The following is a 22,915-nucleotide window of genomic DNA, read 5'->3' as shown; positions in this document are numbered from 1 at the left end:
TTTCTACCCCACCATCCTGTAGCCGATTAGTTTCTGACGCAGTGCGATTCGCTCACGCCAATCGTCTTCGGAGATCTTGTTCTGCTCGTAGTAGGGCAGCTTGCCCGCAACCTCGTCGAGATCGACGATCTCCATCGTCGGGCCGTCGGCCTCGGTCAACGCACGCGACACGCGCTGCCAGCGGAACTGCAGATAGCCCCTGCCATGCCCGAGCGTCTCGACCCAGTTGGTCACCCCGGGGCTCTTGTCGGAGACCACGATCCGGATCTTGCCGTCCGGATCAGCCTGCGCCTGAGTGCCGTTGAGCGACGTCTGGTGGTTGATGTAGTCCAGCGAGATGTACCAGAGGCTGCCGAGCTGGAAGCCGAGGTACGGGGCGTCGGTGACCGGCAACGTGATCACGATCGCCTGGTCGGGGCTGATGTCGTAGTGCCCGACCGATGAGTATTGGGTGGCCAGCCCGCCCGGGGTGAGCCGCGGCGCGGTCAGCGTGTTGACGGGCAGGCTGTCGTAGAACCACTTCGGGAACTGCAGCCACGTCTTGACCCGTTGCACGAGCTGCTTACCCGCTGTCGCCCAGCGCCTTTCGATCAGCTCCTTGGTCAATGCCGGCGGCGCGGTCCCTGCGGTGTCGGTGCGCGCGATCGCGAAGCTGCCCCGCTGTGCCGACCAGTCGTTGTAGACCTCCCGAATGACCAGCTGCGCATTGCTATCCGGGGTGAATCGCCACTCGAAGGTGCCGTCGGCGGCGATGTCGAGCTTGCGGTCGTCGAACGCGGTCTCGCTGTCCGGAACCACTTCGTCGGTGTACTCGCCGCCGAGCAGCTGGAAGCTGACGTCGGTGGTGGTCCCGCGCTTACCGGTGACGACGTACTCGTTGCCGGCAACCACCCTGGTGCCGAAGTACATGGTGTCGGGATTGTCCAGCCCCATCTTGGTGAACGGCCCGGTGCCCGAATGCAGGAAAGGATGGTCGCGGTCGTAGTCGAAGGCGACGTGCGTGCAGGCCGCGACACAGCCGGCCAGGTACTGCAGGCCCTCGAGCAGATCCGCCTCACTGTCGATGAAGTCGGCTTCCTTCACCAGACGTTCGGACTCGGCAATGGCGTCCACCAAGGGCTGTGTGTACATGACCGCCTCGCGTTTCAAAATTGGACCGCACTGGTACGTTGTTGGCACTGAGACTAGAACGTGTTCTAATCTCCGTCAACCAACATGTGTTCCATATATGGAACACAGAGGTAGGATTTTGCAATGCCGAACGGCTCCGTCTCTGGTCGATCATCGCCCCCCACGCAGCGCGTGGTGGCGGTTCTGGATTTCCTGGCCAAGCACCCACAAGACAAGTTCGGCCTGTCGGAACTCTCCCGGCGATTGCAGCTGGCCAAGCCGACCTGCCTGGGCATCGTCACGACGCTGACCGAGTCGGGCTACCTGGTTCGCGACGCGGCCGACAAGACCTACCGGCTGGGGCCGAGCCTGATCACGCTCGGTCACCTCGCCCAGGAGTCGTTGCGGGTCAATCCGGCGGCGCGCGCAGAACTCAGCAGGCTGTCGAAGACTTTCGAGACCACCGCCGCGCTCGCCGGGGTTGTGGATGACCGGATCACACTGCTCGAGTTGGTCGGACCACCCGGTTCCGATGTCGGGGTGCGCGTCGGGGAGAGCTACCCGTTCGCCCCACCGGTGGGCTTGATGTTCGTGCTGTGGGACGACGAGGCGCTGCGCGGCTGGCTCGGTCGCGCGCCGACGATTCCGCTGCGCACGGAGACAGAGCGGCTGGACCGCGTCATCGCCGAGTGCCGGACCGCGGGATACCTCGTCGAACGCCTCACCCCCGGCGGCCGGCGGCTGTACGCGCTGATGGCGGGCATGTCCACCTCGATGCCCGACGAACTGCGGGCCCTGTTGGGCGAGTTGATCTCCGATATCGGTGAGCGGGTGTACCTGCGAAGCGAAGCCGAGGGGCCGGGGTCACGCCAGCGGCACGACGTCAGCGTCATCTCCGCACCCGTCTACGACCACCACCATCGGCAGGCGATGGTGGTATCGCTCCAGATCGGCCGGGCACTCACCGACGCCGAGATCGCAAAGCACGCAAAGGGTTTGATGGCGACTGCCGATTCGCTCACCACACAGCTCGGCGGCGCCAAACCGCAGTGGTGATCTCGCGGGGCCCAGCCCCGACGGCGGCGATCTCGCGGGGCCCAGCCCCGACGGCGGCGACTACAACTCGCCGATGACGACCAGCGCCTCCGCGGGCTCCACCTGCAGACCGCACCGGTTCTGGAAATCAACCAGCGGCGCCTTGATGGCCCGAATGTCGTTGGCCTGGTCCGGGTGATCGTTGAAGTAGGTGTTGAAGGCGCCGATCGCGCTGAAGGCCGACTGCCGGGTGGCATCGAGCAGCGCCTGGTTCGCGTCGGGGTGCACGGCGAAGTAGTCGGACAGGTTCTTGGTGACCGAGCTGATCGTGGACGACAGACCCGCCGCCGAGCACTCGGTTGCCGCAGGGGCAGGGGCAGGCGCGGGCGTGGGATCGGCGACAGCGGACGGCATGGACACAACCGCGCCGGCCGCGCCTGCGGCCAGCGCTGCCACAACGGCACGACGAATGAACATTGGGTTCTCCCTTCACGGCGCGCAGCAATCCGGCCGCACAGCCACTGACAGGAACGTCGCGCCGGTGCCGCACCGTGTTACCGGCTGCGTTGCGTAGTCCGATCCTGGGGAGCGGAAAAAGCAGTAGTGCGCTACTGCACGCGCCCGGCCGCGGGCGACCGACGATTCCCCTGCACAACAAGCCTGGGGGGCAGTTGTATGGGATCGCACGGATACGCGCAGTATGTCGGCCGGTTGGGGACCTTGGCCGTAGCCCTGGGAATCGGCGTGGGGTTGGGCTATGGCGCGCCCAGCGCCTGGGCCGACGACTCAACGTCGAGTTCACCGTCGCGAGCGGACAGCGGAACAGGGCACAGCGCGGGCAGCGCGCGCTCCCACGGCACCGGCTCGGCCCGCCGCGGGCAGGGGCACCCCGCCACGTCCGCCGGCGTGGTGCCGCCGCGCGTGCGCACCAGCCAGACAGCCTCGGCGGCAACGACTCCGCGGCGGACATCGCCCAGCACGATGCCGGCGGCCGGCAAGACCGGCGAACCCGGCGCCGCCTCGTTGGTGTTCGGGCCCGGACTGGACGACACCGGACACAGCGGAAAGCCGACGTCGACGACGCCGTCACCGGGCAACCCCGTGACCAATCTGCTTCAGCCGATCAAGGTTTGCGCGTGCAAGCTCGTCATGCGGGTGCTGGAGACCATCGGCAAAGCCGTCGGGGGCGAGCAGAGTGGCGGTGGTCCGGCACTACCGCCGATCGACAATCCGGTGTTGGCGGCCGTCGCCGAGTTCACCCGCCGCGGCATCAATCAGATTCTGGCTATTCCGCCGATCGCCCACGCTGTTGAGGTGGTCAACAAGCAGCTCGCACTCGCGCTCGATCGGCTCACCTTCGCCTCGCAGGACCTGATTCGATGCGCCAACCCCGTTCAATCCCAGCCTCTTCCAGCCGATCTCGACCGCACGACGATCACCGCCGGGCTGGATCAACCGACTGATTTCCAGTTCCTTCCGGACGGGCGCATCCTGATTCTCCAGCGGGACGGCTCACTCAAGATCGCCCCCAACGCCGACGGTGCAACCGCGGTCAAGATCGGCCAGCTCCAGCCGTCGGACGCGTTCGAGCTGGACCCGGATTTCGCACACAACGGTTACCTCTACACCGCCTACAACTCGACCGACTCCCACGCCCGGCTGTCACGGTTCACCATGGTCAACGACACCGTCGATCCGAAATCCGAAAAGGTGCTGATCGATTCGGTGCAAACCGGCTCGATGCATCAGGGCAACACCATGGCGTTCGGCCCCGACGGCAAGATCTATTTCGCGATGGGCGATGACAGCCTCAACACCAACAGCCAGGACCTGTCGACCATCTTCGGCAAGATTCTTCGGATCAATCCCGATGGCACCATCCCGCAGGACAATCCGTTCTACAACACCCCCGGGGCGCGCCAGGAGATCTACGCATTGGGCATGCGCAATCCGTTCCGGATGACATTCACCGAAACCGGTCAGCTGTTGGTGGGCGACGTCGGTGACGAATCCTGGGAGGAGCTCAACAACGTCGTCGCGGGCGGCAACTACGGCTGGCCGGTTCAGGAAGGGCCGTGCACGAGTTGCGCCTACGACAATCCGGTCTACGCCTATCCGCACACTCCCCCGCCGGGTCGCGCGGGATCGATCACCTCGGTGATCGTGTACACCGGCACCGCGTTGCCGGCGGAGTACCAGAACAAGGTGTTCATCGCCGACTACACGCTGCACTGGCTCAAGGCGCTGAGCTTCGACTCCACCTACACCAATGTGATCGGCGAGCAGCTCCTGGACACCGACGCAGGCACGACGGTGCAGATGCGGCAGGGTCCGGACGGCAATCTGTACCAGCTCAACATCTATCCCGGCGAGCTGTACCGGATTGCGGCGTCCGGTGGAAACCGCGCTCCCACAGCTGTTCTGACGGCGACGCCGACCAACGGATACTCGCCGTTGAGCGTTCAGTTCTCCTCCGCCGGCTCCACCGATCCGGATCCGGGGACCACCCTGAGTTACAGCTGGGACTTCGGTGACGGCGGTACTTCGGCGGCCGCGAACCCGTTGCGCACCTACACCACCGACGGCACCTACACCGTCACGCTCACCGTCAGCGACGGGCAGCGGACCAACACCGCAAGCCGCGACGTCGTCGTGGGCAGCACACCGCCGGATGTGCAGATCCTGACCCCGATCAACGACTCGCACTACAACGCCGGCGACGTCATCAGCTTCAGCGCCACAGCCACCGACGCCGAGGACGGCGCCCTGCCCGACAGCGCCTACAACTGGCGGGTGATCTTCCATCACGCCGACCACATCCACCCCTACGTGGACAGCGTCGTCGGCCCCAGCGGCACCGTCTCGCTCGCCACCAACGAACACAACGTGGCCACCACCTGGTACGAGATCAGCCTCACCGTCACCGACAGCAGTGGACTGTCGACCACCAAGACGGTGAACATCAAGCCCAACCTCGTGACGCTGACGTTCACCAGCAACGACCCGGACGCGGTGTACACCGTCGACGGCGTTCCGCACACCGGTACCTTCAGCCAGCAGGCGGTCGTCGGGGTGGTGCGACACCTGGACGCAGGCTCGCCGCAGACCGTCGCCGACGGACAACTGGTCTTCAACCGGTGGTCGGATGGCCTCAATCGGCAGCACGAGATCGCCACGCCAGGAGACGATTCCACCTACACGGTGTTCTTCGACAAAACACCCAGCAGTGTTTAACTGACGCCCGCAAGCGCGAACGGCAGTACCTCCGATACGCCGGCCCTACGCAGGCAGCGCGCGGCGGTGGTGAGCGTCCAGCCGGTATCGGTGAGGTCGTCGACCAGAAGCACAGTCCGCGGAACTTGCTGCAGCGCAGTGAAGTCCGGCTCCTGCCAGGTGTCGTGCAGTGCCGCGACGCGATAGGCCGAGTTCGCGGCCGTGACCGGCCGCCGCGTCGGGCGGTAGTGAAGCGTTCCCAAGTTCGTCAGCCGGCCCGCCTCCCCGAGACGGTCGACGACGGAACGGATCAGGATCGGATGCGCCGACGAGTCGAGCCCCATGACGGCCTCGGGCCGCGTCTCCCACGGCCAGTCCGCCAGCACCGCGAACGCGGCGCGGACGAACTCGTCGGGGACCGGGGCGTCCGGCGCATCCAGCAGCCGGCGCAACCGGGCCCCCCAGCCCAAGTCCGTGAGCCGCCCAATCGCGCGGCCCGCCAGCGGCCCGTCGTCGATGCGTCCGCTCAGGTCGACCCCGAGCTTGGCCATGCCCGTCGGCCATATCCGCCGTGGCGCCACCTCGACACCGCACTGCTGCAGCCGGTCGTTGGTCGCATCGAGCGCACGCTCGTCGACCTCGGCGGTGAAGCGGGATCCGGCACAGTTGTCGCACCGGCCGCAGCGATCCTGTGCTGACAGTTCCGGATCGTCCAGTTGCGCACGGAGAAACGCCATCCGGCAGCTGGTCGAGTTCTGATAGTCGAGCATCGCCTGCTGTTCGCGGCGGCGGGCCGCGTCCAGCGTGCGATAGCGCTCTTCGTCGTAGGTCCACGGCTGGCCGGTACCGATCCAGCCGCCCTTCACCCGCTGCACCGCGCCGTCGACGTCAAGTACCTTGAGTACCATCTCCAGCCGGTTGCGGCCCAGGTCGACGAGCGGTTCCAGCGCTGGAGTCGACAGCGGGCGGTCCGTCTCCAGCGCGCTGATCACTTTGCGCACCAATGCTTCCGGCGGGAACGCGACCGAGGCGAAGTAGCTCCATATCTCGGCGTCCTCATGCCCCGGCAGCAGGATCACCTCGGCGCGGTCGGTGGCGCGGCCTGCGCGTCCCACCTGCTGGTAGTACGCGATCGGTGACTGTGGGGCCCCGAGGTGGATGACGAAACCCAGATCGGGCTTGTCGAATCCCATCCCGAGCGCGGAGGTGGCCACCAGGGCCTTGACCCGGTTGTCGAGCAGATCGAGCTCCATCTGTTCCCGCTCGGCGGGGTCGGAGGCCCCGGTGTAGGCGGCGACCTGATGGCCCTGTTCTCGCAGGATCGCCGCCAGATCACGGGCGGCAGCAACGGTCAGGGTGTAGATGATGCCGGATCCCTGCAGCGAATTGAGCTGCGCCGCAATCCAGGCCGCGCGCCCGGCAGCAGTGGGGACCTTGACGACCGACAGATGAAGCGACTCGCGATCCAGGCCACCGCGCAAGACCAAAGTATCGCCGCCACCCACGCCGAGTTGAGCCGCCACGTCGCCGACCACCCGGTCATTGGCCGTCGCTGTGGTTGCCAACACCGGTACCCCGGAACCCAATTCGGCGATCAATGTTCGGATGCGCCGGTAGTCCGGCCGGAAATCATGTCCCCAGTCCGAGACACAGTGCGCCTCGTCCACCACGACCAGGCCGGCGTCGGCCGCCAACGACGGAAGCACCTGAACGCGGAACTCCGGATTGTTCAACCGTTCCGGGCTGACCAGGAGTACGTCGAGATCACCGTCCCCGACCTGGCGATGAATGTCATCCCACTCCGTGACGTTGCCGGAGTTGATGGTCGCCGCACGCACCCCTGCGCGCTGCGCGGCGCTCACCTGATTGCGCATCAGAGCCAGCAACGGTGACACGATCACCGTCGGCCCGCGGCCCTGCTCACGCAGCAGCTTGGCGGCGACGAAGTAGACGGCCGACTTGCCCCAGCCGGTTCGTTGTACGACCAGAGCCCGCCGCCGGTGCACCACCAACGCCTCGATGGCCGTCCACTGGTCATCGCGCAGGACCGCCTGTGGGCCGGCCAGCTGCTCGAGGATCTTCTGTGCGTCAGCTCGGGTCGCGGTCATGGACCCATCGTGCCCGCAGCCGATGACAACCTAGGAAGCCGAGGCAGCCTCTTGCTCGCGCTTGATCTCCAGCGCGATGTCGATCAGCTGATCCTCCTGGCCACCGATGAGCTTGCGCTGTCCGGCCCGGTGCAGCAGCTGGTGGGCCGGCACGCCGTAGCGCTCGGACTGGCGGATGGCGTGCTTGAGGAAGCTCGAGTACACCCCGGAGTAGCCCATGATCAGCGCGTTGCGGTCCAGCAGGCATTCGGCCGGCATGGCCGGTGCGACGACCTCCTCAGCGGCGTCGGCGATGTCGAAGAAGTCGATGCCGGTCTTGACGCCGATCTTGTCGAACACCCCGATCAGCGCCTCGACCGGAGCGTTGCCCGCGCCGGCGCCGAACCGGCGGCACGACCCGTCGATCTGCTTGGCTCCCGCCCGGACGGCTTCGATCGAGTTGGCCACACCCAGGCCCAGGTTCTCGTGGCCGTGAAAGCCCACCTGGGCGTCGTCACCCAGTTCGGCGACCAACGCGCTCACCCGGTCGGCCACGCCCTCGAGCACCAGCGCACCCGCCGAGTCGACGACGTAGACGCACTGGCAGCCGGCGTCGGCCATGATCCGGGCTTGCTTGGCAAGCTTCTCCGGGCTGATCGTGTGGCTCATCATCAGGAAGCCGACGGTCTCCAGCCCGAGTTCGCGGGCCAGCCCGAAGTGCTGGATCGAGACATCGGCCTCGGTGCAGTGGGTGGCGATCCGGCAGATCGAGCCGCCGTTGTTCTGCGCCTCTTTGATGTCCTCCTTGGTGCCCACGCCGGGCAGCATGAGGAAGGCGATCTTGGATTCCTTGGCCGTCTCGGCGGCCAGCTTGATCAGCTCCTGCTCGGGGGTCTTGGAGAACCCGTAATTGAAGCTCGAGCCGCCCAGCCCGTCACCGTGGGTCACCTCGATCACCGGGACACCGGCGGTGTCCAGCGCAGCGACGATGGCGCCGACCTCTTCCTTGGTGAACTGGTGGCGCTTGTGGTGGCTGCCGTCGCGCAGCGACGTGTCCGTCATCCGGACGTCCCACATGGGGTTGAAGTAGATGTCGCTCATGCTTGAGCTCCCGTTCCTGCAGAGGCGCGTTCCTTGGCGATCTCCTCGCCCACCTTGGTGGCCGCGGCGGTCATGATGTCCAGATTTCCCGCGTAGGGCGGCAGATAGTCGCCCGCACCCTCGACCTCCACGAACGTGGTGACGAGGTGATTGCCGCCGTTGTACACCGTCGGCTCGTCGAACTGCGGCTCGTTGAGCAGGCGGTAGCCCGGCACATAGGTCTGCACCTCGGCGACGACGTCCTTGATGGACTGCGTGATCGCGTCGTGGTCGGCGTCCTCGGGGATCGCGCAGAAGATGGTGTCGCGCATGATCATTGGCGGATCAGCCGGATTCAGGATGATGATCGCCTTACCCCGCTTCGCGCCGCCGATCACCTCCACGCCGGCACTGGTGGTCTTGGTGAACTCGTCGATGTTGGCCCGGGTTCCGGGGCCGGCCGACGCCGACGACACCGACGCGACGATCTCGGCGTAGGGCACGTCGACGACGCGGCTCACCGCATAGACCATCGGGATCGTGGCCTGGCCACCGCAGGTGACCATGTTGACGTTCGGAGCGTCCAGGTGCGCACGCAGGTTGGCCGGCGGGATCACGCCGGGGCCGACGGCGGCCGGCGTCAGGTCGATCGCGCGGATGCCGGCCTCTTCGTAACGGGGCGCGGCGGCCCGGTGGACGTAGGCGCTGGTGGCTTCGAACACCAGGTCCGGCTTCTCCGACTGCGCCAGCAGCCAGTCCACCCCCTCGTGGCTGGTCTCCAGTCCGAGCTTGCGTGCCCGGGCCAGACCCTCGCTCTCGGGATCGATGCCGATCATCCAGCGCGGCTCGAGCCACTCCGAACGGAGGAGCTTGTACAGCAGGTCGGTGCTGATGTTGCCCGACCCGACGATGGCGACAGAACTCTTCTGGGGCATGTAGAGCCTCCTCTTATTCGAATGACAGCCGGACCGAACCCAGACCGGCGAAGTCTGCGACGAACTCGTCGCCTGGGTGGCAGTCGATGGCCCTGGTGCACGAGCCCGGCAGGACGATGTCGCCCGCCTTCAGTCGCACCCCGAAGCTCTCGACCTTGCGGGCCAGCCACGCCACTGCCGTGACCGGATTGCCGAGAACGGCGTCACTGCGGCCCTCGGCCACCACCTCGCCGTTGCGGGTCAAGACGGCCGGGATGGCTTGGATATCTATGTCTTTGGGCGATACCCGCTCCTTGCCGAGCACATAGCCCGCCGACGACGCGTTGTCGGCGATGGTGTCGCACAGCGCGATCTTCCAGTCCTTGATCCGGGTGTCGATGAGTTCGATCGCCGGGGCGAACGCCGCGGTGGCCGCCAGCACGTCGTCCTCCGTGCAGCCGGCGCCGGGCAGGTCGTCGGCGAGGATGAATCCGACCTCGACCTCCACGCGCGGGAACAGGAAGCGCCCTGCGGGAACCGGCTTGTCCTCGAACACCTCCATGTCGGCCAGTAGATGGCCGTAGTCGGGCTCGTCGACACCCATCATCTTCTGCATGGCCTCCGATGACAGGCCGACCTTGTGACCGACCACCCGCGCGCCTTCGGCGATCCGCTGCCGGATGTTGATCAGCTGGATTTCGTAGGCGTCGACAACGTCGATATCGGGGTATTTGGCCGTCAGCGGCGTCATCGGGACGCGACTGCGTTCCGCCTCGGCAAGGTCGGCGGCAAGCTCTTCGCGCGTCGAAACGCTCAGCATTCCCGGGAGTCCCATCGTCGGTGTGACCGGGGCGAACGGCGCCCGGTGCGGGCAATTCTAGTGTTGTCCGCGGCGCCGTGGGGTAAGCGTTCCGCTGATCGGAAAGGAGGGGTCAGTAGCGCCCGGACGGGGCAATTCTATAACGTGTTCTAGTATGACAGCTCAGGAGTTCGACGTCGTCGTCGTCGGAAGCGGTGCTGCCGGCATGGTTGCCGCACTTACCGCCGCTCACCAGGGACTATCGACAGTCGTCGTCGAGAAGGCCGCGCACTTCGGCGGCTCGACCGCCCGCTCGGGCGGCGGCGTGTGGATCCCCAACAACGAGATCCTCAAGCGTGACGGAGTCACCGACACCAAAGAAGCCGCGCGTACCTATCTGCACACGATCATCGGCGACGTGGTGGAGCCGGAACGAATCGACACCTACCTCGAGCGCGGGCCGGAGATGCTGTCGTTCGTGCTCAAGCACACTCCGCTGAAGCTGTGCTGGGTGCCCGGGTACTCCGACTACTACCCGGAGGCGCCGGGAGGCCGCCCCGGTGGACGCTCGGTCGAGCCCAAGCCGTTCGACGCCAAGAAGCTCGGCCCCGACGAGAAGTTCCTGGAGCCGGCGTACGGCAAGGTCCCGCTCAATGTCGTTGTGATGCAGCAGGATTACATGCGTCTCAATCAGCTCAAGCGCCACCCTCGCGGCGTGTTGAGGAGCTTGAAGGTCGGCGCTCGCACGGTGTGGGCCAACGCTCGTGGCAAGAATTTGGTGGGCATGGGGCGGGCGCTGATCGCCCCGATGCGGATCGGCCTTCGCGAGGCCGGTGTTCCGGTGCTGCTCAACACCGCGCTGACCGATCTGTACGTCGAGGACGGCGTGGTGCGCGGCATCTATGTCCGCGACACCACCGGACCGGAAGCGGCTGACCCGCAATTGATCCGCGCACGCCGGGGCGTCATCCTGGGTAGCGGCGGGTTCGAGCACAACGAGCAGATGCGGGTCAAGTATCAGCGCGCCCCGATCACCACCGAGTGGACCGTGGGGGCCGCAGCCAACACCGGTGACGGCATCGTGGCCGCCGAAAAACTCGGCGCGGCACTGGAATTGATGGAGGACGCCTGGTGGGGTCCGACCGTCCCGCTGGTCGGCGCACCATGGTTCGCGCTGTCGGAGCGCAACTCCCCCGGCTCGATCATCGTCAACCTGTCCGGCAAGCGCTTCATGAACGAGTCGATGCCTTACGTCGAGGCCTGCCACCACATGTACGGCGGCCAGTACGGTCAGGGCGCCGGTCCCGGCGAGAACGTGCCGGCATGGCTGGTGTTCGACCAGCAGTACCGTGACCGCTACATCTTTGCCGGACTGCAACCGGGACAACGCATTCCGAAGAAGTGGATGGAGTCCGGCGTCATCGTCAAGGCCGACACCCTCGAGGAGCTGGCCAAGGTCACCGGGCTGCCTGCCGATGCGTTCCTGGAAACCGTCCAGCGGTTCAACGGCTTTGCACGTGCAGGCAAGGACGAGGACTTCCACCGCGGTGAAAGCGCTTACGACCGCTACTACGGCGATCCGACCAACAAGCCCAACCCCAACCTCGGCGAGATCAAGAACGGGCCGTTCTACGCCGCCAAGATGGTGCCCGGCGATCTGGGCACCAAGGGTGGCGTCCGCACCGACGTCAACGGGCGGGCTCTGCGCGACGACGGTTCGGTGATCGAAGGCCTGTACGCGGCCGGTAATGTCAGCGCGCCGGTGATGGGCCACACCTATCCCGGTCCGGGCGGCACCATCGGCCCCGCGATGGCGTTCGGCTACCTGGCGGCGTTGCACATTGCAGGAAAGGCCTGACATGCCGATCGATCTGTCCGTCGCGCTCGGCGCCGAACTGGAGCCCGTCGAGTTCTCGTGGACGAGCAGCGATGTGCAGCTCTATCAGCTCGGCCTCGGCGCGGGCGCGGATCCGATGGATCCCAAAGAACTGCGCTACCTGGTGGACCGCACCCCGCAGGTGCTGCCCACCTTCGGCAACGTGGCCGCCAGCTTCCACATGACCGAACCGCCCGAGGTGAAGTTCCCCGGCATCGAGATCGAGCTGAGCAAGGTGCTGCACGCCAGCGAGGCGGTCACGGTGCCCGCGCCGCTGCCGCCCAGCGGCACCGCGCGGTCGGTGCAGCGGTTCACCGAGATCTGGGACAAGGGCAAGGCCGCCGTCATCGTCAGCGAGACCACGGTGACCGACCCGGACGGCACCCTGCTGTGGACCACCAAGCGGTCGATCTTCGCCCGCGGTGAGGGTGGTTTCGGCGGCGAGCGCGGCCCGTCGACATCAGTTGCCGCGCCGGACCGCGCGCCGGACTACGAGATCTCCGTTCCGGTACTGCCGCAGCAAGCGCTGCTCTACCGGCTCTGCGGTGACCGCAACCCGCTGCATTCCGATCCCGAATTCGCTGCGGCAGCCGGCTTTCCGAAGCCGATCCTGCACGGACTGTGCACCTACGGCATGACGTGCAAGGCACTGGTCGACACGCTGCTCGATTCCGACGCTTCGGCCGTGAAGACCTACGGCGCGCGGTTCGCCGGGGTCTGCTATCCGGGTGAAACCATCAAGGTCAGCGCATGGAAGGACGGCGACGGCTACGTCGGCGTCGTCACCGCTCCGGGCCGCGACGATGCCGTCATCCTCTCCGACGTGGAGTTCATCCCGGTCTGAGTTTCGGTCCGGGTCTTCCCATCCTCCAGATTACGAAGTCGTGTGATCTGGTCGTCAAATTTGCCGATAGGTCAAATTTTCAGCGCTCTTCAGGGTAGGAACTTAGGCAAAGCAAACTTTGGTGCTTTCGCGAAAGGACTTCCCTATGAAGATTGCCCCCGCCAAGACCGTCGGTCTCGTCGGCGCCGCCCTGCTCGTGGGCGCCGCCGCAGTCGGCTGCGGTAGCGACGACAAGGGGTCCGAGTCGTCATCGTCATCGTCGTCATCGTCGTCATCGGCCGCGTCGAGCTCCTCGTCCGCCGCTTCGGAGACGTCCAGCGCCGCCGCCGCCGCCCCGGCCGGCGACTACAGCAAACTGCTGCTGAAGGCCTCCGATATCGATCCGAGCTTCGTGGCCAGCGATCCGCAGATCAACCCCAATGGTGTGAACGGCGTCGTCCAGTCGATGACGAACCCCGGTAAGAACGAAACCATCGTCTTCGCGATCGTCGTGAGCGAGGACGCCGCCGGAGCGCTCAAGGCTCTGGACTCTGCCAAGGCAGAACTGCCCAAGGAAGTTGACGGCGCGCCCCAGCCTGCCGATGTCGGCGACGGCGGCAACGGCATCATCGCCACCGGCAAGTCGCCCGACGGTACCAAGGCGATCACCGAGGTGTACTTCACCCAGGGCAAGTCGCTGGTGAACATCGAATTCTCCAGTGAGCCCAACGATCCGGTGCAGAACGAGACCGCCCTGGCCATTGCGAAGATGCAGGACACCCAGGTCAAGAACAACCTGTCCTGAAGTTTGGCCGCTCGACAGTAACGCCACGGCGCGGAATCCCCGGATTTTCCGCCGTGGCGTTACTGTCGGCGCGCCAAAGCCGCTGCCACTCGGCGCTTGACGGTGCCCGCAGTGTCCTCAGACGTGAAACGCACGACGACCCAGCCGAGTTCGGCGAGGTCTTCGAATCGCCGAATGTCTCTGTCACGTTGTCGACGATCAATGCGGTGGTGGGCGCCTTCGTATTCGAACGCGATTTTGCGGTCCTCGTAGCCCATGTCGAGTTCAGCGATCAGCACTCCGTATTCGTTGTAGACCGGAATCTGTGTCTGCGGTCGCGGGAAACCCGCCCGGACGATCACCAGCCGCAGCCATGTCTCCTTCGGTGACTCCGAGCCCGGGTCGACAAGATTGAGCGCGGCCCGCGCTCGGACGATCCCTCGCCGGCCTTGATGCCGTTCAGCCAACAGCTCGACGTCGGCGACCTTCAAGCGCGTCGCGCGCGCCAACGCATCCACTGCCGTGATCGCCACATCCGTCGGATACCAGCACAGAAGATCGAGGGCGGTACGCGCGGGAGTGGTGACGGCCATCCCGGCCTTGAGGCACATCTCGTCGGATTCGATACCGCAGGCACGGGCGATCACGGCCGGTGTCGGCCGACGATTGGAATCGCTGATCTCTGCGGCGCGACGGATGTCGATCCACCTTGCGCCGTGGACAGCTGAAGCCGAAAAGCCGACCAGTACGCCGCGCCGGCGTGATCGCAACCAGCACGCCGTGGCCCTTAGTACTGGACTGAGCTCAGCCCCGGCCGGGATGTAGACGTCCCGATGGACCGCGCGGAACTTGGTTCGCAGATCGTGGCGCGTCAGGCGGCCGGCCGACAACGCCTCGCTCCCGATGAATGGCTCGTCCTCCATGGCGGAAGTGTGCCGTCGCCCACCGACAAGCGAACGACAGTAACGCCATGGCGGCGAATCGCGTGATTCTGCGCCGTGGCGTTACTGTCGGCGGAACAGCTAGCCCAGGATCAGGCCGGAGGTCGGGACGCCGGTGCCGGCGGTGACGAGCACATGCTCGACGTTGTCCACCTGGTTCACCGAGGTGCCGCGCAGCTGGCGCACGCCTTCGGCGATGCCGTTCATGCCGTGAATGTAGGCCTCGCCGAGCTGGCCACCGTGGGTGTTGATCGGCAGCCGTCCGCCGATCTCCAACGCGCCGTCCTTGACGAAGTCCTTCGCGTCACCCGGCTCGCAGAACCCCAACTCCTCCAACTGAATCAGCGTGAAAGGAGTGAAGTGGTCATAGAGGATCGCGGTCTGGATGTCGGCCGGCGTGAGACCCGACTGCGCCCACATCTGCTTACCCACCAAACCCATCTCGGGCAGCCCGAGTTCGGGCCGGTAGTAGCTCGTCATCGAGTACTGGTTAGGGCTCGAGCCCTGCGCCGCCGCCTCGATGATGGCTGGCCGGTGCTTGAGGTCCTTGGCACGCTCGGCCGAGACGATCACCAGGGCGACACCGCCGTCGGTCTCCTGGCAGCAGTCCAGCAGCCGCAGCGGCTCGGCGATCCACCGTGAGTTCTGGTGGTCCTCGATGGTGATCGGCTTCTCGTAGAAGTACGCCTTCGGATTGTTGGCAGCGTGCCTACGATCCGCTACCGATACCGCACCGAAATCACGGCTGGTCGCACCGGAGTAGTGCATGTAGCGCTGGGCGATCATCGCGACCTGCGCGGCCGGCGTCGACAATCCGTGCGGGTACGAGAACGAATTGTCCACGCCGGTGGAGTCCGCGTTTTCGACCAGCCGCATCTGCACCTGACCGAAACGCATGCCGGAGCGCTCGTTGAAAGCCCGGTATGCCACAACGCAATCCGCGACACCGGTGGCCACCGCGATCGCGGCCTGCTGAACGGTGGCGCAGGCTGCACCGCCGCCGTGGTGGATCTTGGAGAAGAACTTCAGATCGCCGATGCCGGTGGCCCGCGCGATCGCGACCTCGGTGTTGGAGTCCATCGTGAACGTGGTCATGCCGTCGACGTCGGCGGGCGTCAGGCCCGCGTCGTCGAGGGCGTCCAGCACGGCCTCCGAGGCCAGCCGCAACTCGCTACGACCGGAGTTCTTCGAGAAGTCGGTGGCGCCGATGCCGACGATAGCGGCCTTGCCGCTCAGCTCGCCCGGCATCACGCGGCACCGATCGTCAGCGTGGCGGTGGCGATCACGTGATCGCCAAGACTGTTGCTGCCCACGATTTTCAGCGTGATCAATCCGTCCTCCACTGCAGTGACCTCACCGGAGAACGTCACGGTGTCGTAGGCATACCAGGGCACGCCCAGGCGCAGACCGATCGACTTGATGACCGCTGTCGGGCCGGCCCAGTCGGTGATGAACCGCTGCACCAGACCGGTGTCGGTGAGGATGTTGACGAAGATGTCCTTGGAACCCTTGGCCTGCGCCTTGTCCCGGTCGTGGTGGACATCCTGGTAGTCCCGGGTGGCGATCGCCGTCGAGACGATGAACGTCGGGTCTCCGTAGATCTTCAGCTCCGGCAGCTTGGTGCCGACTTCGATTGCAGGCGCGCTCATTTGGCCGGCTCCCACGCGTAGTTGGTCCACGCCGGGCCGACGTCGTTGGCCGGGAAATCGATATACATTGCGCGGACGGGCATTCCGATCTTCACGGTAGAGGGATCGACGTTGCGCAGCTCACCGAGCATCCGCACGCCTTCGGAGAGTTCGACGAGCGCGATCACGAACGGCAGGGTCCGGCCGGGCACCTTCGGCGCATGGTGCACCACGAAGCTGAAGACGGTCCCGTTGCCGCTGGCAACGACGTAATCGGTCTCCTGCTCCTTGTCGAGCCACAGCGCCGGCACCGGCGGATGAACCAGCGTGCCGTCGTCGCGCTTCTGGATGCGCAGCTCGTGCGCGTTGACGCCGTCCCAGAAGAACTTAGTGTCCTTCGACGACGCCGGGCGCATAGCGGAATCGGCATCGAGATCATCCGGCACCGACGAGGGGGCTGCCTCAGATTTATCGGCAGGGATGAACTTCATGATGCGCCACATCATCTCGGCGACATCCTCGTCACCGACCGACCAGGTGATGGTCTGGGTGATGAAGAACGCCTCGCCCAACGCGGTCCGCTTGGGGCCGACGACGTCGGTCAGCTCGGCGGCGACACTGACTTCTTCGCCTGGCCGCAGATAGCGGTGATAAGTCTGCTCGCAGTTGGTCGCGACGACGCCGATATAGCCTGCCTCGTCGAACAATTCGAGGATCTTGCCCAGCGGGTCGTCGTCGGGGCGAACACCGCCCAGACCCATCATCGTCCAGACCTGGATCATCGCCGGCGGAGCGACCAGGCCGGGATGCCCGGCCGCCTTGGCGGCATCGGAGTCGACGTAGATCGGGTTCTTGTCGCCGATCGCGTCGAGCCAGTGGTCGACCATCGGCTGGTTGACCGGATGCCGCCCGACCCGAGGCTTGCTCTTGCCTTCGGCCTTGACCCGCTCGGCCGCGGCCTTGATGTCGTCGACTACGCTGGGCTGCTCTTCGCGCGAGCGCTCATCGCCGCTCACCGCGGAACCCTCGGCACTTTCAGACCGGCAGCCGCGATCATCTCTCGCATGACCTCGTTCACTCCGCCGCCGAATGTGATCACCAAGTTGCGCTTCGTCTGGCTGTCCAACCAGTCCATCAGCTCGGCGGTCTCCGCATCGGCCGGATTACCGTGTGCAGCAACAATTTCCTCGGCGAGGCGGCCCGCATACTGGATGCGCTCGGTGCCGAAGACCTTGGTGGCGGCCGCATCCGCGATGTCGATCTCCTCGCCCGACGCCGCGACCTGCCAGTTGAGCAGCTCGTTGATGCGCCACATGGCCTTGAGCTCACCCAGCGAGCGCTTGACGTCGGCGTGATCGAGTGGGGTGTCCCCGTTGCTGCCCGGCTTGGAGGCCCACGCATGAACCTTGTCGTAAAGCGCCGCGAACCGTCCGGCCGGTCCGAGCATGACCCGCTCGTTGTTGAGCTGGGTGGTGATCAGCCGCCATCCGCCGTTTTCTTCACCGACGAGCATGTCGGCGGGCACCCGCACGTCGTTGTAGTAGGTGGCATTGGTGTGGTGGGCGCCGTCGGACAGGATGACCGGCGTCCAGGAGTAGCCCGGATCCTTGGTGTCGACGATCAGGATCGAAATACCCTTGTGCTTAACGGCTTCCGGATCGGTTCGGCAGGCCAGCCAGACGTAGTCGGCATCGTGCCCGCCGGTGGTCCACATCTTCTGGCCGTTGACGATGTACTCGTCACCCTGCTTGACCGCCGAGGTCCGCAGCGAGGCCAGGTCGGTACCGGCCTCCGGTTCGCTGTAGCCGATGGCGAAGTGCACCTCACCGGCCAGGATCGCCGGCAGGAATTTCTTCTTCTGCGCTTCGGTTCCGTACTGCTGCAACGTCGGTCCGACGGTCTGCAGCGTCACCGCAGGCAGCGGCACGTCGGCGCGCTGGGCCTCGTTGACGAAGATCGACTGCTCGATGGGCCCATAGCCCAGGCCGCCGTACTCTTTGGGCCAACCGGCTCCCAGTTTGCCGTCGGAACCCATCCGCTTGATGATCGCGCGGTAGGCCTCGTTGTGCCGGTCGGACTCCATCGCCTGGGCTTCCTCAGGCGAGATGAGATTCGAAAAGTATTCCCGCAGTTCAGCTTGCAGCTGCTTCTGCTCGGGGGTCAGCTCGATGAACATTTACGCTCCCACCAGTTCCAGACGGTGTGCCTTGCCACCCAACAGCCGGGTGAGATCTTTGATCGACGAGTAGTAGCGGTGCATCGGGTAGGTGATGTCCATACCCATGCCGCCGTGCAGATGGTGGCACAGTTGCATGACCGGTGGCGCCTGCGAAGTCACCCAGTAGCCGAGGATGTCGATGTCTTCGGTCGCATCGCGCCCCTCGGACAGCGCCCAGGACACCGCCGTCGACGCCAACGTGATGGTTCGCGAGGCGATGTAGATCTCGGCGAGCTGCGCGGCGACCGTTTGGAAGGTCGACAGCGGCTTGCCGAACTGGTGCCGGTTGGCGACGTAGTCGGCGGTGAGCCGTAGCGCGCCTGCCACCAAGCCGGACGCGTAGGCGCCGACAGCGGCCACCACCAGCTGATTGATCCGTCGCACGGAATCGCTGCCGCCCAACACATCTGAGCTGTCGACGGGGGTGTCGGCAAAGGTGACGACGTACTCGTCGGCGTGCGTCGCCGACGGGGTCTTCGTCAGGCTCACGCCGGGCGCCGTGGGCGACACGACCACCACCCCGCTGTCGGTGCTCACGACGATCCAATCCGCCTGCTCGGCGAAGGGAACGCCGATCTTGGTGCCGTTCAGCTTGCCGTCCGTCAGCCGCGTCTCGGGCCGCTCAGGCAGCGAACGGCCCGGCTCGTTGAGCGCCGCGGTCAGCACCGCACCCTTGGCGACTCCGGCCAGGTAGCGATCCTGCTGCGAGTCCGACGCCAAGTCCAGCAGCGGAAGCAGACCCAGACCGAGGGTCGCGAACGCCGGACTGATGGTGCCGAACCTGCCGATCTGGGTGAGCGCCGCGGTGATCTCGGCCAGGCCGAGGCCGTCACCGCCGAGGCGCTCCGGGACACCGAATGCCACGACGCCACCGGAAACCAGCGCGTCCCAGCTGTTGTCCCGCTCGAGTGCTGAGGTCACCACGTCGGTGACTGCCTGCTGCCCTTCGTCCGGACTGAAGTCCACGAAGAATCCTCCTTGATTCTCAGGCGATAAACGTTTTAGGCCGATGCTCCGGTGTAGTCGACCTGCCAGTGCTTGATGGCGTTGAGCCACCCCGAACGTAGCCGCTCGGGGGTGCCCGCCGAGGTGAGATCGGGCATGTGGTCAGCAACTGCGTTGAAGATCAGGTTGATCGTCATCTTGGCCAGGTTGGCGCCAACGCAGTAGTGCACGCCGGTGCCGCCGAAGCCCACATGCGGGTTCGGGTTGCGCAGGATGTTGAAGGTGTACGGGTCCTCGAAGACGTCCTCGTCGAAGTTGGCCGAGCGGTAGAACATTACGACCCGCTGGTCCTTCTTGATCTGCACACCGGCCAGCTCGACGTCCTCGGCGGCAGTGCGCTGGAACGCGGTGACCGGGGTGGCCCAGCGGACGATCTCGTCGGCCGCGGTCTCCGGGCGCTCCTTCTTGTAGAGCTCCCACTGCTCGGGGTTGTTCGCGAACGCGATCATGCCGTGGGTGATCGAGTTGCGGGTGGTCTCGTTGCCGGCCACGGCCAGCATCATCACGAAGAAGCCGAACTCGTCGTCGGAGAGCTTCTCGCCGTCGATGTCGGCGTTGATCAGGGCGGTGACGATGTCGTTGCCGGGGTTCTTACCCTTCACCTCGGCCATGTGCATGGCGTAGGCCAGCACCTCCATCGACGACTGCTTGGGGTCGACGTCGAACTCCTCGTCACCGTTGCCGGTCATCTCGTTCGACCAGCGGAACAGCTTCGCCCGGTCGTCCTGGGGCACACCCAGCAAATCGGCGATCGCCTGCAGCGGCAGCTCGCAGGCCACCTGCTCGACGAAGTCTCCGCTGCCGTTGGCGGCGGCCTCCTTGGCGATGATCTGGGCGCGCCGGTCGAGTTCGTCGCGCAGAGCGCCGATGGCACGCGGGGTGAACCCTTTGGAGATGATCCGGCGCAACCGGTCGTGGTACTCGCCGTCCATGTTGAGCATGACGACCTTCTGCAGGTCGATATCCTCCCGCGCCATCTCGTCGGGGAACTGCGGGATGGCGGTGTTGGGCGAGCTCAGGAAAACGTCATTGCGGCGGGAGACCTCTTTGACGTCCTTGTGCTTGGTGACGACCCAATAACCGCCGTCGTTGAAGCCGCCCTTGCCGATAGCCTGTTCGCACCACCAGATGGGCGCGACCCGGCGCAGTTCGGCGAGCTCCTCCACCGGCAGCCGCTGCACATGCAGGTCCGGATCCAGAAAGTCGAAACCGGCCGGGATGTTGGGGGTTGGCATGATCATGCGCTCCTCAATATGACGTGTTCTAGTGCCAGTAAAACATGGCTTCACCGCAGACAAAAGGCGCAAAAGCATCCTCGCTTGTCAGAGTAATGAAACGTGTTCTAGCCTGACCTCATGGGTAATCCTGTCATCGTCGAAGCCACGCGTAGCCCCATCGGAAAGCGGGGCGGCTGGCTGTCCGGTCTACATGCGACCGAATTGTTGGGGGCTGTCCAGAGGGCCGTGGTCGAGAAGGCCGGCATCGACGCCGATGAGGTCGAGCAGGTCATCGGTGGCTGCGTCACCCAATACGGCGAGCAGTCGAACAACATCACCCGGGTGGCGTGGCTGACCGCCGGCCTGCCCGAGCAGATCGGTGCCACCACCGTCGACTGCCAGTGCGGCAGCGCCCAGCAGGCCAACCACCTGATCGCCGGGCTGATCGCGACCGGCGCGATCGACGTCGGCATCGCCTGCGGTATCGAGGCCATGAGCCGCGTCGGGCTCGGCGCCAACGCCGGCCCGGACCGCTCGCTGATCCGCGCCGCCTCGTGGGACATCGACATGCCCGATCAGTTCACCGCCGCCGAGCGGATTGCCAAACGCCGCGGCATCACTCGCGAGGATCTCGACCACCTCGGGTTCCTGTCCCAGCAACGGGCCAAGCGGGCCTGGGACGAGCACCGCTTCGACCGCGAGATCTCCCCGATCGAGGCGCCGATTCTCGACGAGAACAAGCGACCCACCGACGAGCGCCACATGGTCAGCCGTGACCAGGGCCTGCGCGACACCACCATGGAGGGCCTGGCCGGGCTCAAGCCGGTGATGGAAGGCGCCATGCACACCGCGGGCACCTCGTCGCAGATCTCCGACGGCGCCGCCGCAGTGCTGTGGATGGACGAAGACAAGGCGCGCGCGCTGGGGCTCAAGCCGCGGGCGCGCATCATCAGCCAGGCCCTCGTCGGTTCGGAGACCTACTACCACCTCGACGGCCCGGTGCAGTCCACCGCGCGGGTGCTCGAGAAGGCCGGCATGAAGCTCGGCGACATCGACCTCGTGGAGATCAACGAGGCGTTCGCCTCGGTGGTGCTCAGCTGGGCGCAGGTCCACGAGGCCGACATGGACAAGGTGAACGTCAACGGTGGCGCGATCGCACTGGGTCACCCGGTCGGCAGCACCGGCAGCCGGTTGATCACCACCGCGCTGCACGAACTGGAGCGCACCGATCAGAGCACCGCACTGATCACCATGTGTGCCGGTGGCGCGTTGTCGACCGGAACCATCATCGAGCGGATTTAAGTGGCCGGCGGGCAGGAGCGAAGCGACCCGGGGAAGGGTCCGGTCAGCGACGAAGAGCGAATCGCGGCGGCACGGGCATACATCGAGGCCCTCGCCAGTCACAAGGCTGACGACGTGCCGTTCGCGCCGGGCTGCACCCGCATCGAGTTCGGCGTCAAAACCGGATTCTCCGGAGATCAATTGCGCCGCAGCCTCAATCGCGGTCCGCAGTACCTCGTCATCAAGTCGGTCAGCGAGCCGGAGTTCAGCGTGAACGGCGATGAGGTGCACGCCCGATTCGAACTGCTCACCAAGCCGGTGCTGGCGGGACGACGGGTCGCCGCACGTATCGACGAGACGTTCCTGATCCCGGCCGCCGATGGCAAGATCCATCACATCCGGGCGATCGTCCGTCCGTTCATCACGAGCTAGCCGAGGAGTTCTTCTTGCCCAAGCCGCGCCCCAAAGGCCTCGACACACCGATGACCAAGTTCATCATCAAGTGGATGTCCAAGGGGCAGACTGCGATCTACAAGGCCAGTAAGGGCAAGATCGGCGGCAGTTTCCTCGAAGGTGCGCCGGTGGCGCTGCTGACGACGATCGGGCGCAAGAGCGGCGAGCCACGCGTCGCACCGCTGCTCTTCCTCCGCGAGGGCAACCGGGTGGTGCTGGTGGCGTCCCAGGGCGGCAGCGACAAGCATCCGCTGTGGTACCTCAACCTCAAGGCGAACCCGAAGGTGAAGGTTCAGATCAAGGACGAGGTCCTCGAGCTGACCGCGCGCGATGCCACCGAGGCCGAGCGTGCCGAGTACTGGCCCAAGATGACCGCGTTCTACACCGGCTTCGAGGACTACAAGTCCTGGACCGACCGGGTGATCCCGATCGTGATTTGCGATCCGTAAAG

Annotated in this window: 22 protein-coding genes; 8 read left to right on the top strand and 14 right to left on the bottom strand. The window is 65.7% G+C overall.

Translation table 11 applies throughout. The features are described from left to right. Positions 1 to 3: 3 nt before the first annotated feature. Positions 4 to 1,131, bottom strand: a complete 1,128-nt coding sequence (locus G6N32_RS02865; protein WP_115317446.1) for a hypothetical protein — start codon at positions 1,129 to 1,131, stop codon at positions 4 to 6. Between the two features lie 123 nt (positions 1,132 to 1,254). Between G6N32_RS02865 and G6N32_RS02860 the strand changes: the two genes are divergently transcribed. After that, complete coding sequence (locus G6N32_RS02860; RefSeq protein ID WP_115317447.1) at positions 1,255 to 2,166, top strand: IclR family transcriptional regulator; 912 nt, start codon at positions 1,255 to 1,257, stop codon at positions 2,164 to 2,166. 60 nt (positions 2,167 to 2,226) lie between these two features. On the opposite strand, the gene G6N32_RS02855 is transcribed toward G6N32_RS02860, so the two are convergent. Continuing rightward, positions 2,227 to 2,622, bottom strand: coding sequence for a hemophore-related protein (locus G6N32_RS02855; RefSeq protein WP_115317448.1), 396 nt, complete (start codon positions 2,620 to 2,622; stop codon positions 2,227 to 2,229). A gap of 278 nt (positions 2,623 to 2,900) precedes the next feature. Next, positions 2,901 to 3,254: a hypothetical protein gene (locus G6N32_RS02850; protein ID WP_163789105.1), complete on the bottom strand. Its 354-nt coding sequence runs from the start codon at positions 3,252 to 3,254 to the stop codon at positions 2,901 to 2,903. Between G6N32_RS02850 and G6N32_RS02845 the strand changes: the two genes are divergently transcribed. Further along, positions 3,247 to 5,379, top strand: coding sequence for a PQQ-dependent sugar dehydrogenase (locus G6N32_RS02845; RefSeq protein ID WP_163789103.1), 2,133 nt, complete (start codon positions 3,247 to 3,249; stop codon positions 5,377 to 5,379). The genes G6N32_RS02850 and G6N32_RS02845 overlap by 8 nt on opposite strands. Here G6N32_RS02845 and G6N32_RS02840 read toward each other — a convergent pair. The 4 genes from G6N32_RS02840 to G6N32_RS02825 are packed head-to-tail and all read right to left on the bottom strand — an operon-like array spanning position 5,376 to position 10,259. Next, positions 5,376 to 7,466 carry a RecQ family ATP-dependent DNA helicase gene (locus tag G6N32_RS02840; RefSeq protein WP_115317450.1) on the bottom strand — a complete coding sequence of 697 codons (2,091 nt, stop codon included), beginning with the start codon at positions 7,464 to 7,466 and terminating at the stop codon, positions 5,376 to 5,378. The two genes, G6N32_RS02845 and G6N32_RS02840, sit on opposite strands and share 4 nt — an antisense overlap. Before the next feature lie 30 nt (positions 7,467 to 7,496). Next, a complete protein-coding gene (gene dmpG, locus G6N32_RS02835; RefSeq protein WP_083118731.1) occupies positions 7,497 to 8,546 on the bottom strand; it encodes a 4-hydroxy-2-oxovalerate aldolase in 1,050 nt (349 codons plus the stop codon). After that, positions 8,543 to 9,460 (bottom strand): acetaldehyde dehydrogenase (acetylating), encoded by a 918-nt coding sequence (locus G6N32_RS02830; protein WP_071948993.1) that lies wholly within the window; start codon positions 9,458 to 9,460, stop codon positions 8,543 to 8,545. Before G6N32_RS02830 ends, dmpG begins: the two co-directional genes overlap by 4 nt. Positions 9,461 to 9,473: 13 nt before the next feature. Next, positions 9,474 to 10,259: a 2-keto-4-pentenoate hydratase gene (locus G6N32_RS02825; protein ID WP_115317451.1), complete on the bottom strand. Its 786-nt coding sequence runs from the start codon at positions 10,257 to 10,259 to the stop codon at positions 9,474 to 9,476. A 154-nt stretch (positions 10,260 to 10,413) separates the two neighbouring features. On the opposite strand from G6N32_RS02825, the gene kstD reads away from it, so the two are divergent. From kstD to G6N32_RS02810, 3 genes are all read left to right on the top strand, one after another. Beyond that, a complete protein-coding gene (kstD, locus tag G6N32_RS02820) occupies positions 10,414 to 12,096 on the top strand; it encodes a 3-oxosteroid 1-dehydrogenase (protein ID WP_115317452.1) in 1,683 nt (560 codons plus the stop codon). A gap of 1 nt (position 12,097) precedes the next feature. Further along, complete coding sequence (locus G6N32_RS02815; RefSeq protein ID WP_115317453.1) at positions 12,098 to 12,958, top strand: enoyl-CoA hydratase ChsH3; 861 nt, start codon at positions 12,098 to 12,100, stop codon at positions 12,956 to 12,958. Between the two features lie 145 nt (positions 12,959 to 13,103). Continuing rightward, positions 13,104 to 13,742 (top strand): hypothetical protein, encoded by a 639-nt coding sequence (locus tag G6N32_RS02810; RefSeq protein ID WP_163789101.1) that lies wholly within the window; start codon positions 13,104 to 13,106, stop codon positions 13,740 to 13,742. Positions 13,743 to 13,801: 59 nt separating this feature from the next. Here the strand turns inward: G6N32_RS02810 and G6N32_RS02805 are convergent, their stop codons facing one another. From G6N32_RS02805 to G6N32_RS02775, 7 genes are all read right to left on the bottom strand, one after another. After that, entirely contained in the window at positions 13,802 to 14,644 is an 843-nt protein-coding gene (locus tag G6N32_RS02805; protein WP_115317456.1) for a type IV toxin-antitoxin system AbiEi family antitoxin, read from the bottom strand. Positions 14,645 to 14,743: 99 nt separating this feature from the next. Beyond that, the gene (locus tag G6N32_RS02800; protein ID WP_115317457.1) at positions 14,744 to 15,910 is read right to left on the bottom strand and encodes a 17-hydroxy-3-oxo-4-pregnene-20-carboxyl-CoA lyase; all 1,167 of its coding nucleotides are present in this window, start codon (positions 15,908 to 15,910) and stop codon (positions 14,744 to 14,746) included. Beyond that, positions 15,910 to 16,311, bottom strand: coding sequence for a MaoC family dehydratase (locus G6N32_RS02795; protein WP_115317458.1), 402 nt, complete (start codon positions 16,309 to 16,311; stop codon positions 15,910 to 15,912). Before G6N32_RS02795 ends, G6N32_RS02800 begins: the two co-directional genes overlap by 1 nt. Next, the gene (locus tag G6N32_RS02790) at positions 16,308 to 17,255 is read right to left on the bottom strand and encodes a bifunctional MaoC family dehydratase N-terminal/OB-fold nucleic acid binding domain-containing protein (protein ID WP_410432977.1); all 948 of its coding nucleotides are present in this window, start codon (positions 17,253 to 17,255) and stop codon (positions 16,308 to 16,310) included. Before G6N32_RS02790 ends, G6N32_RS02795 begins: the two co-directional genes overlap by 4 nt. Before the next feature lie 47 nt (positions 17,256 to 17,302). Continuing rightward, a complete protein-coding gene (fadE29, locus tag G6N32_RS02785; RefSeq protein ID WP_115317460.1) occupies positions 17,303 to 18,466 on the bottom strand; it encodes an acyl-CoA dehydrogenase FadE29 in 1,164 nt (387 codons plus the stop codon). Then, positions 18,467 to 19,474 carry an acyl-CoA dehydrogenase family protein gene (locus G6N32_RS02780; protein WP_115317461.1) on the bottom strand — a complete coding sequence of 336 codons (1,008 nt, stop codon included), beginning with the start codon at positions 19,472 to 19,474 and terminating at the stop codon, positions 18,467 to 18,469. A gap of 35 nt (positions 19,475 to 19,509) precedes the next feature. Continuing rightward, positions 19,510 to 20,748 carry a cytochrome P450 gene (locus G6N32_RS02775; protein ID WP_115318869.1) on the bottom strand — a complete coding sequence of 413 codons (1,239 nt, stop codon included), beginning with the start codon at positions 20,746 to 20,748 and terminating at the stop codon, positions 19,510 to 19,512. Between the two features lie 120 nt (positions 20,749 to 20,868). Between G6N32_RS02775 and G6N32_RS02770 the strand changes: the two genes are divergently transcribed. The 3 genes from G6N32_RS02770 to G6N32_RS02760 are packed head-to-tail and all read left to right on the top strand — an operon-like array spanning position 20,869 to position 22,913. Then, positions 20,869 to 22,032 (top strand): steroid 3-ketoacyl-CoA thiolase, encoded by a 1,164-nt coding sequence (locus tag G6N32_RS02770; RefSeq protein ID WP_083118743.1) that lies wholly within the window; start codon positions 20,869 to 20,871, stop codon positions 22,030 to 22,032. Then, positions 22,033 to 22,443 carry a DUF8021 domain-containing protein gene (locus G6N32_RS02765; protein ID WP_115317462.1) on the top strand — a complete coding sequence of 137 codons (411 nt, stop codon included), beginning with the start codon at positions 22,033 to 22,035 and terminating at the stop codon, positions 22,441 to 22,443. A gap of 14 nt (positions 22,444 to 22,457) precedes the next feature. Then, positions 22,458 to 22,913: a nitroreductase family deazaflavin-dependent oxidoreductase gene (locus tag G6N32_RS02760; RefSeq protein ID WP_115317463.1), complete on the top strand. Its 456-nt coding sequence runs from the start codon at positions 22,458 to 22,460 to the stop codon at positions 22,911 to 22,913. Positions 22,914 to 22,915 lie beyond the last annotated feature (2 nt).

Origin of the sequence: Mycolicibacterium aichiense (assembly GCF_010726245.1) — a bacterium.
Classification (GTDB): domain Bacteria; phylum Actinomycetota; class Actinomycetes; order Mycobacteriales; family Mycobacteriaceae; genus Mycobacterium; species Mycobacterium aichiense.
Note: the sequence above shows the minus strand (reverse complement) of the source record. Positions and strands in the feature narration are given on the sequence as shown.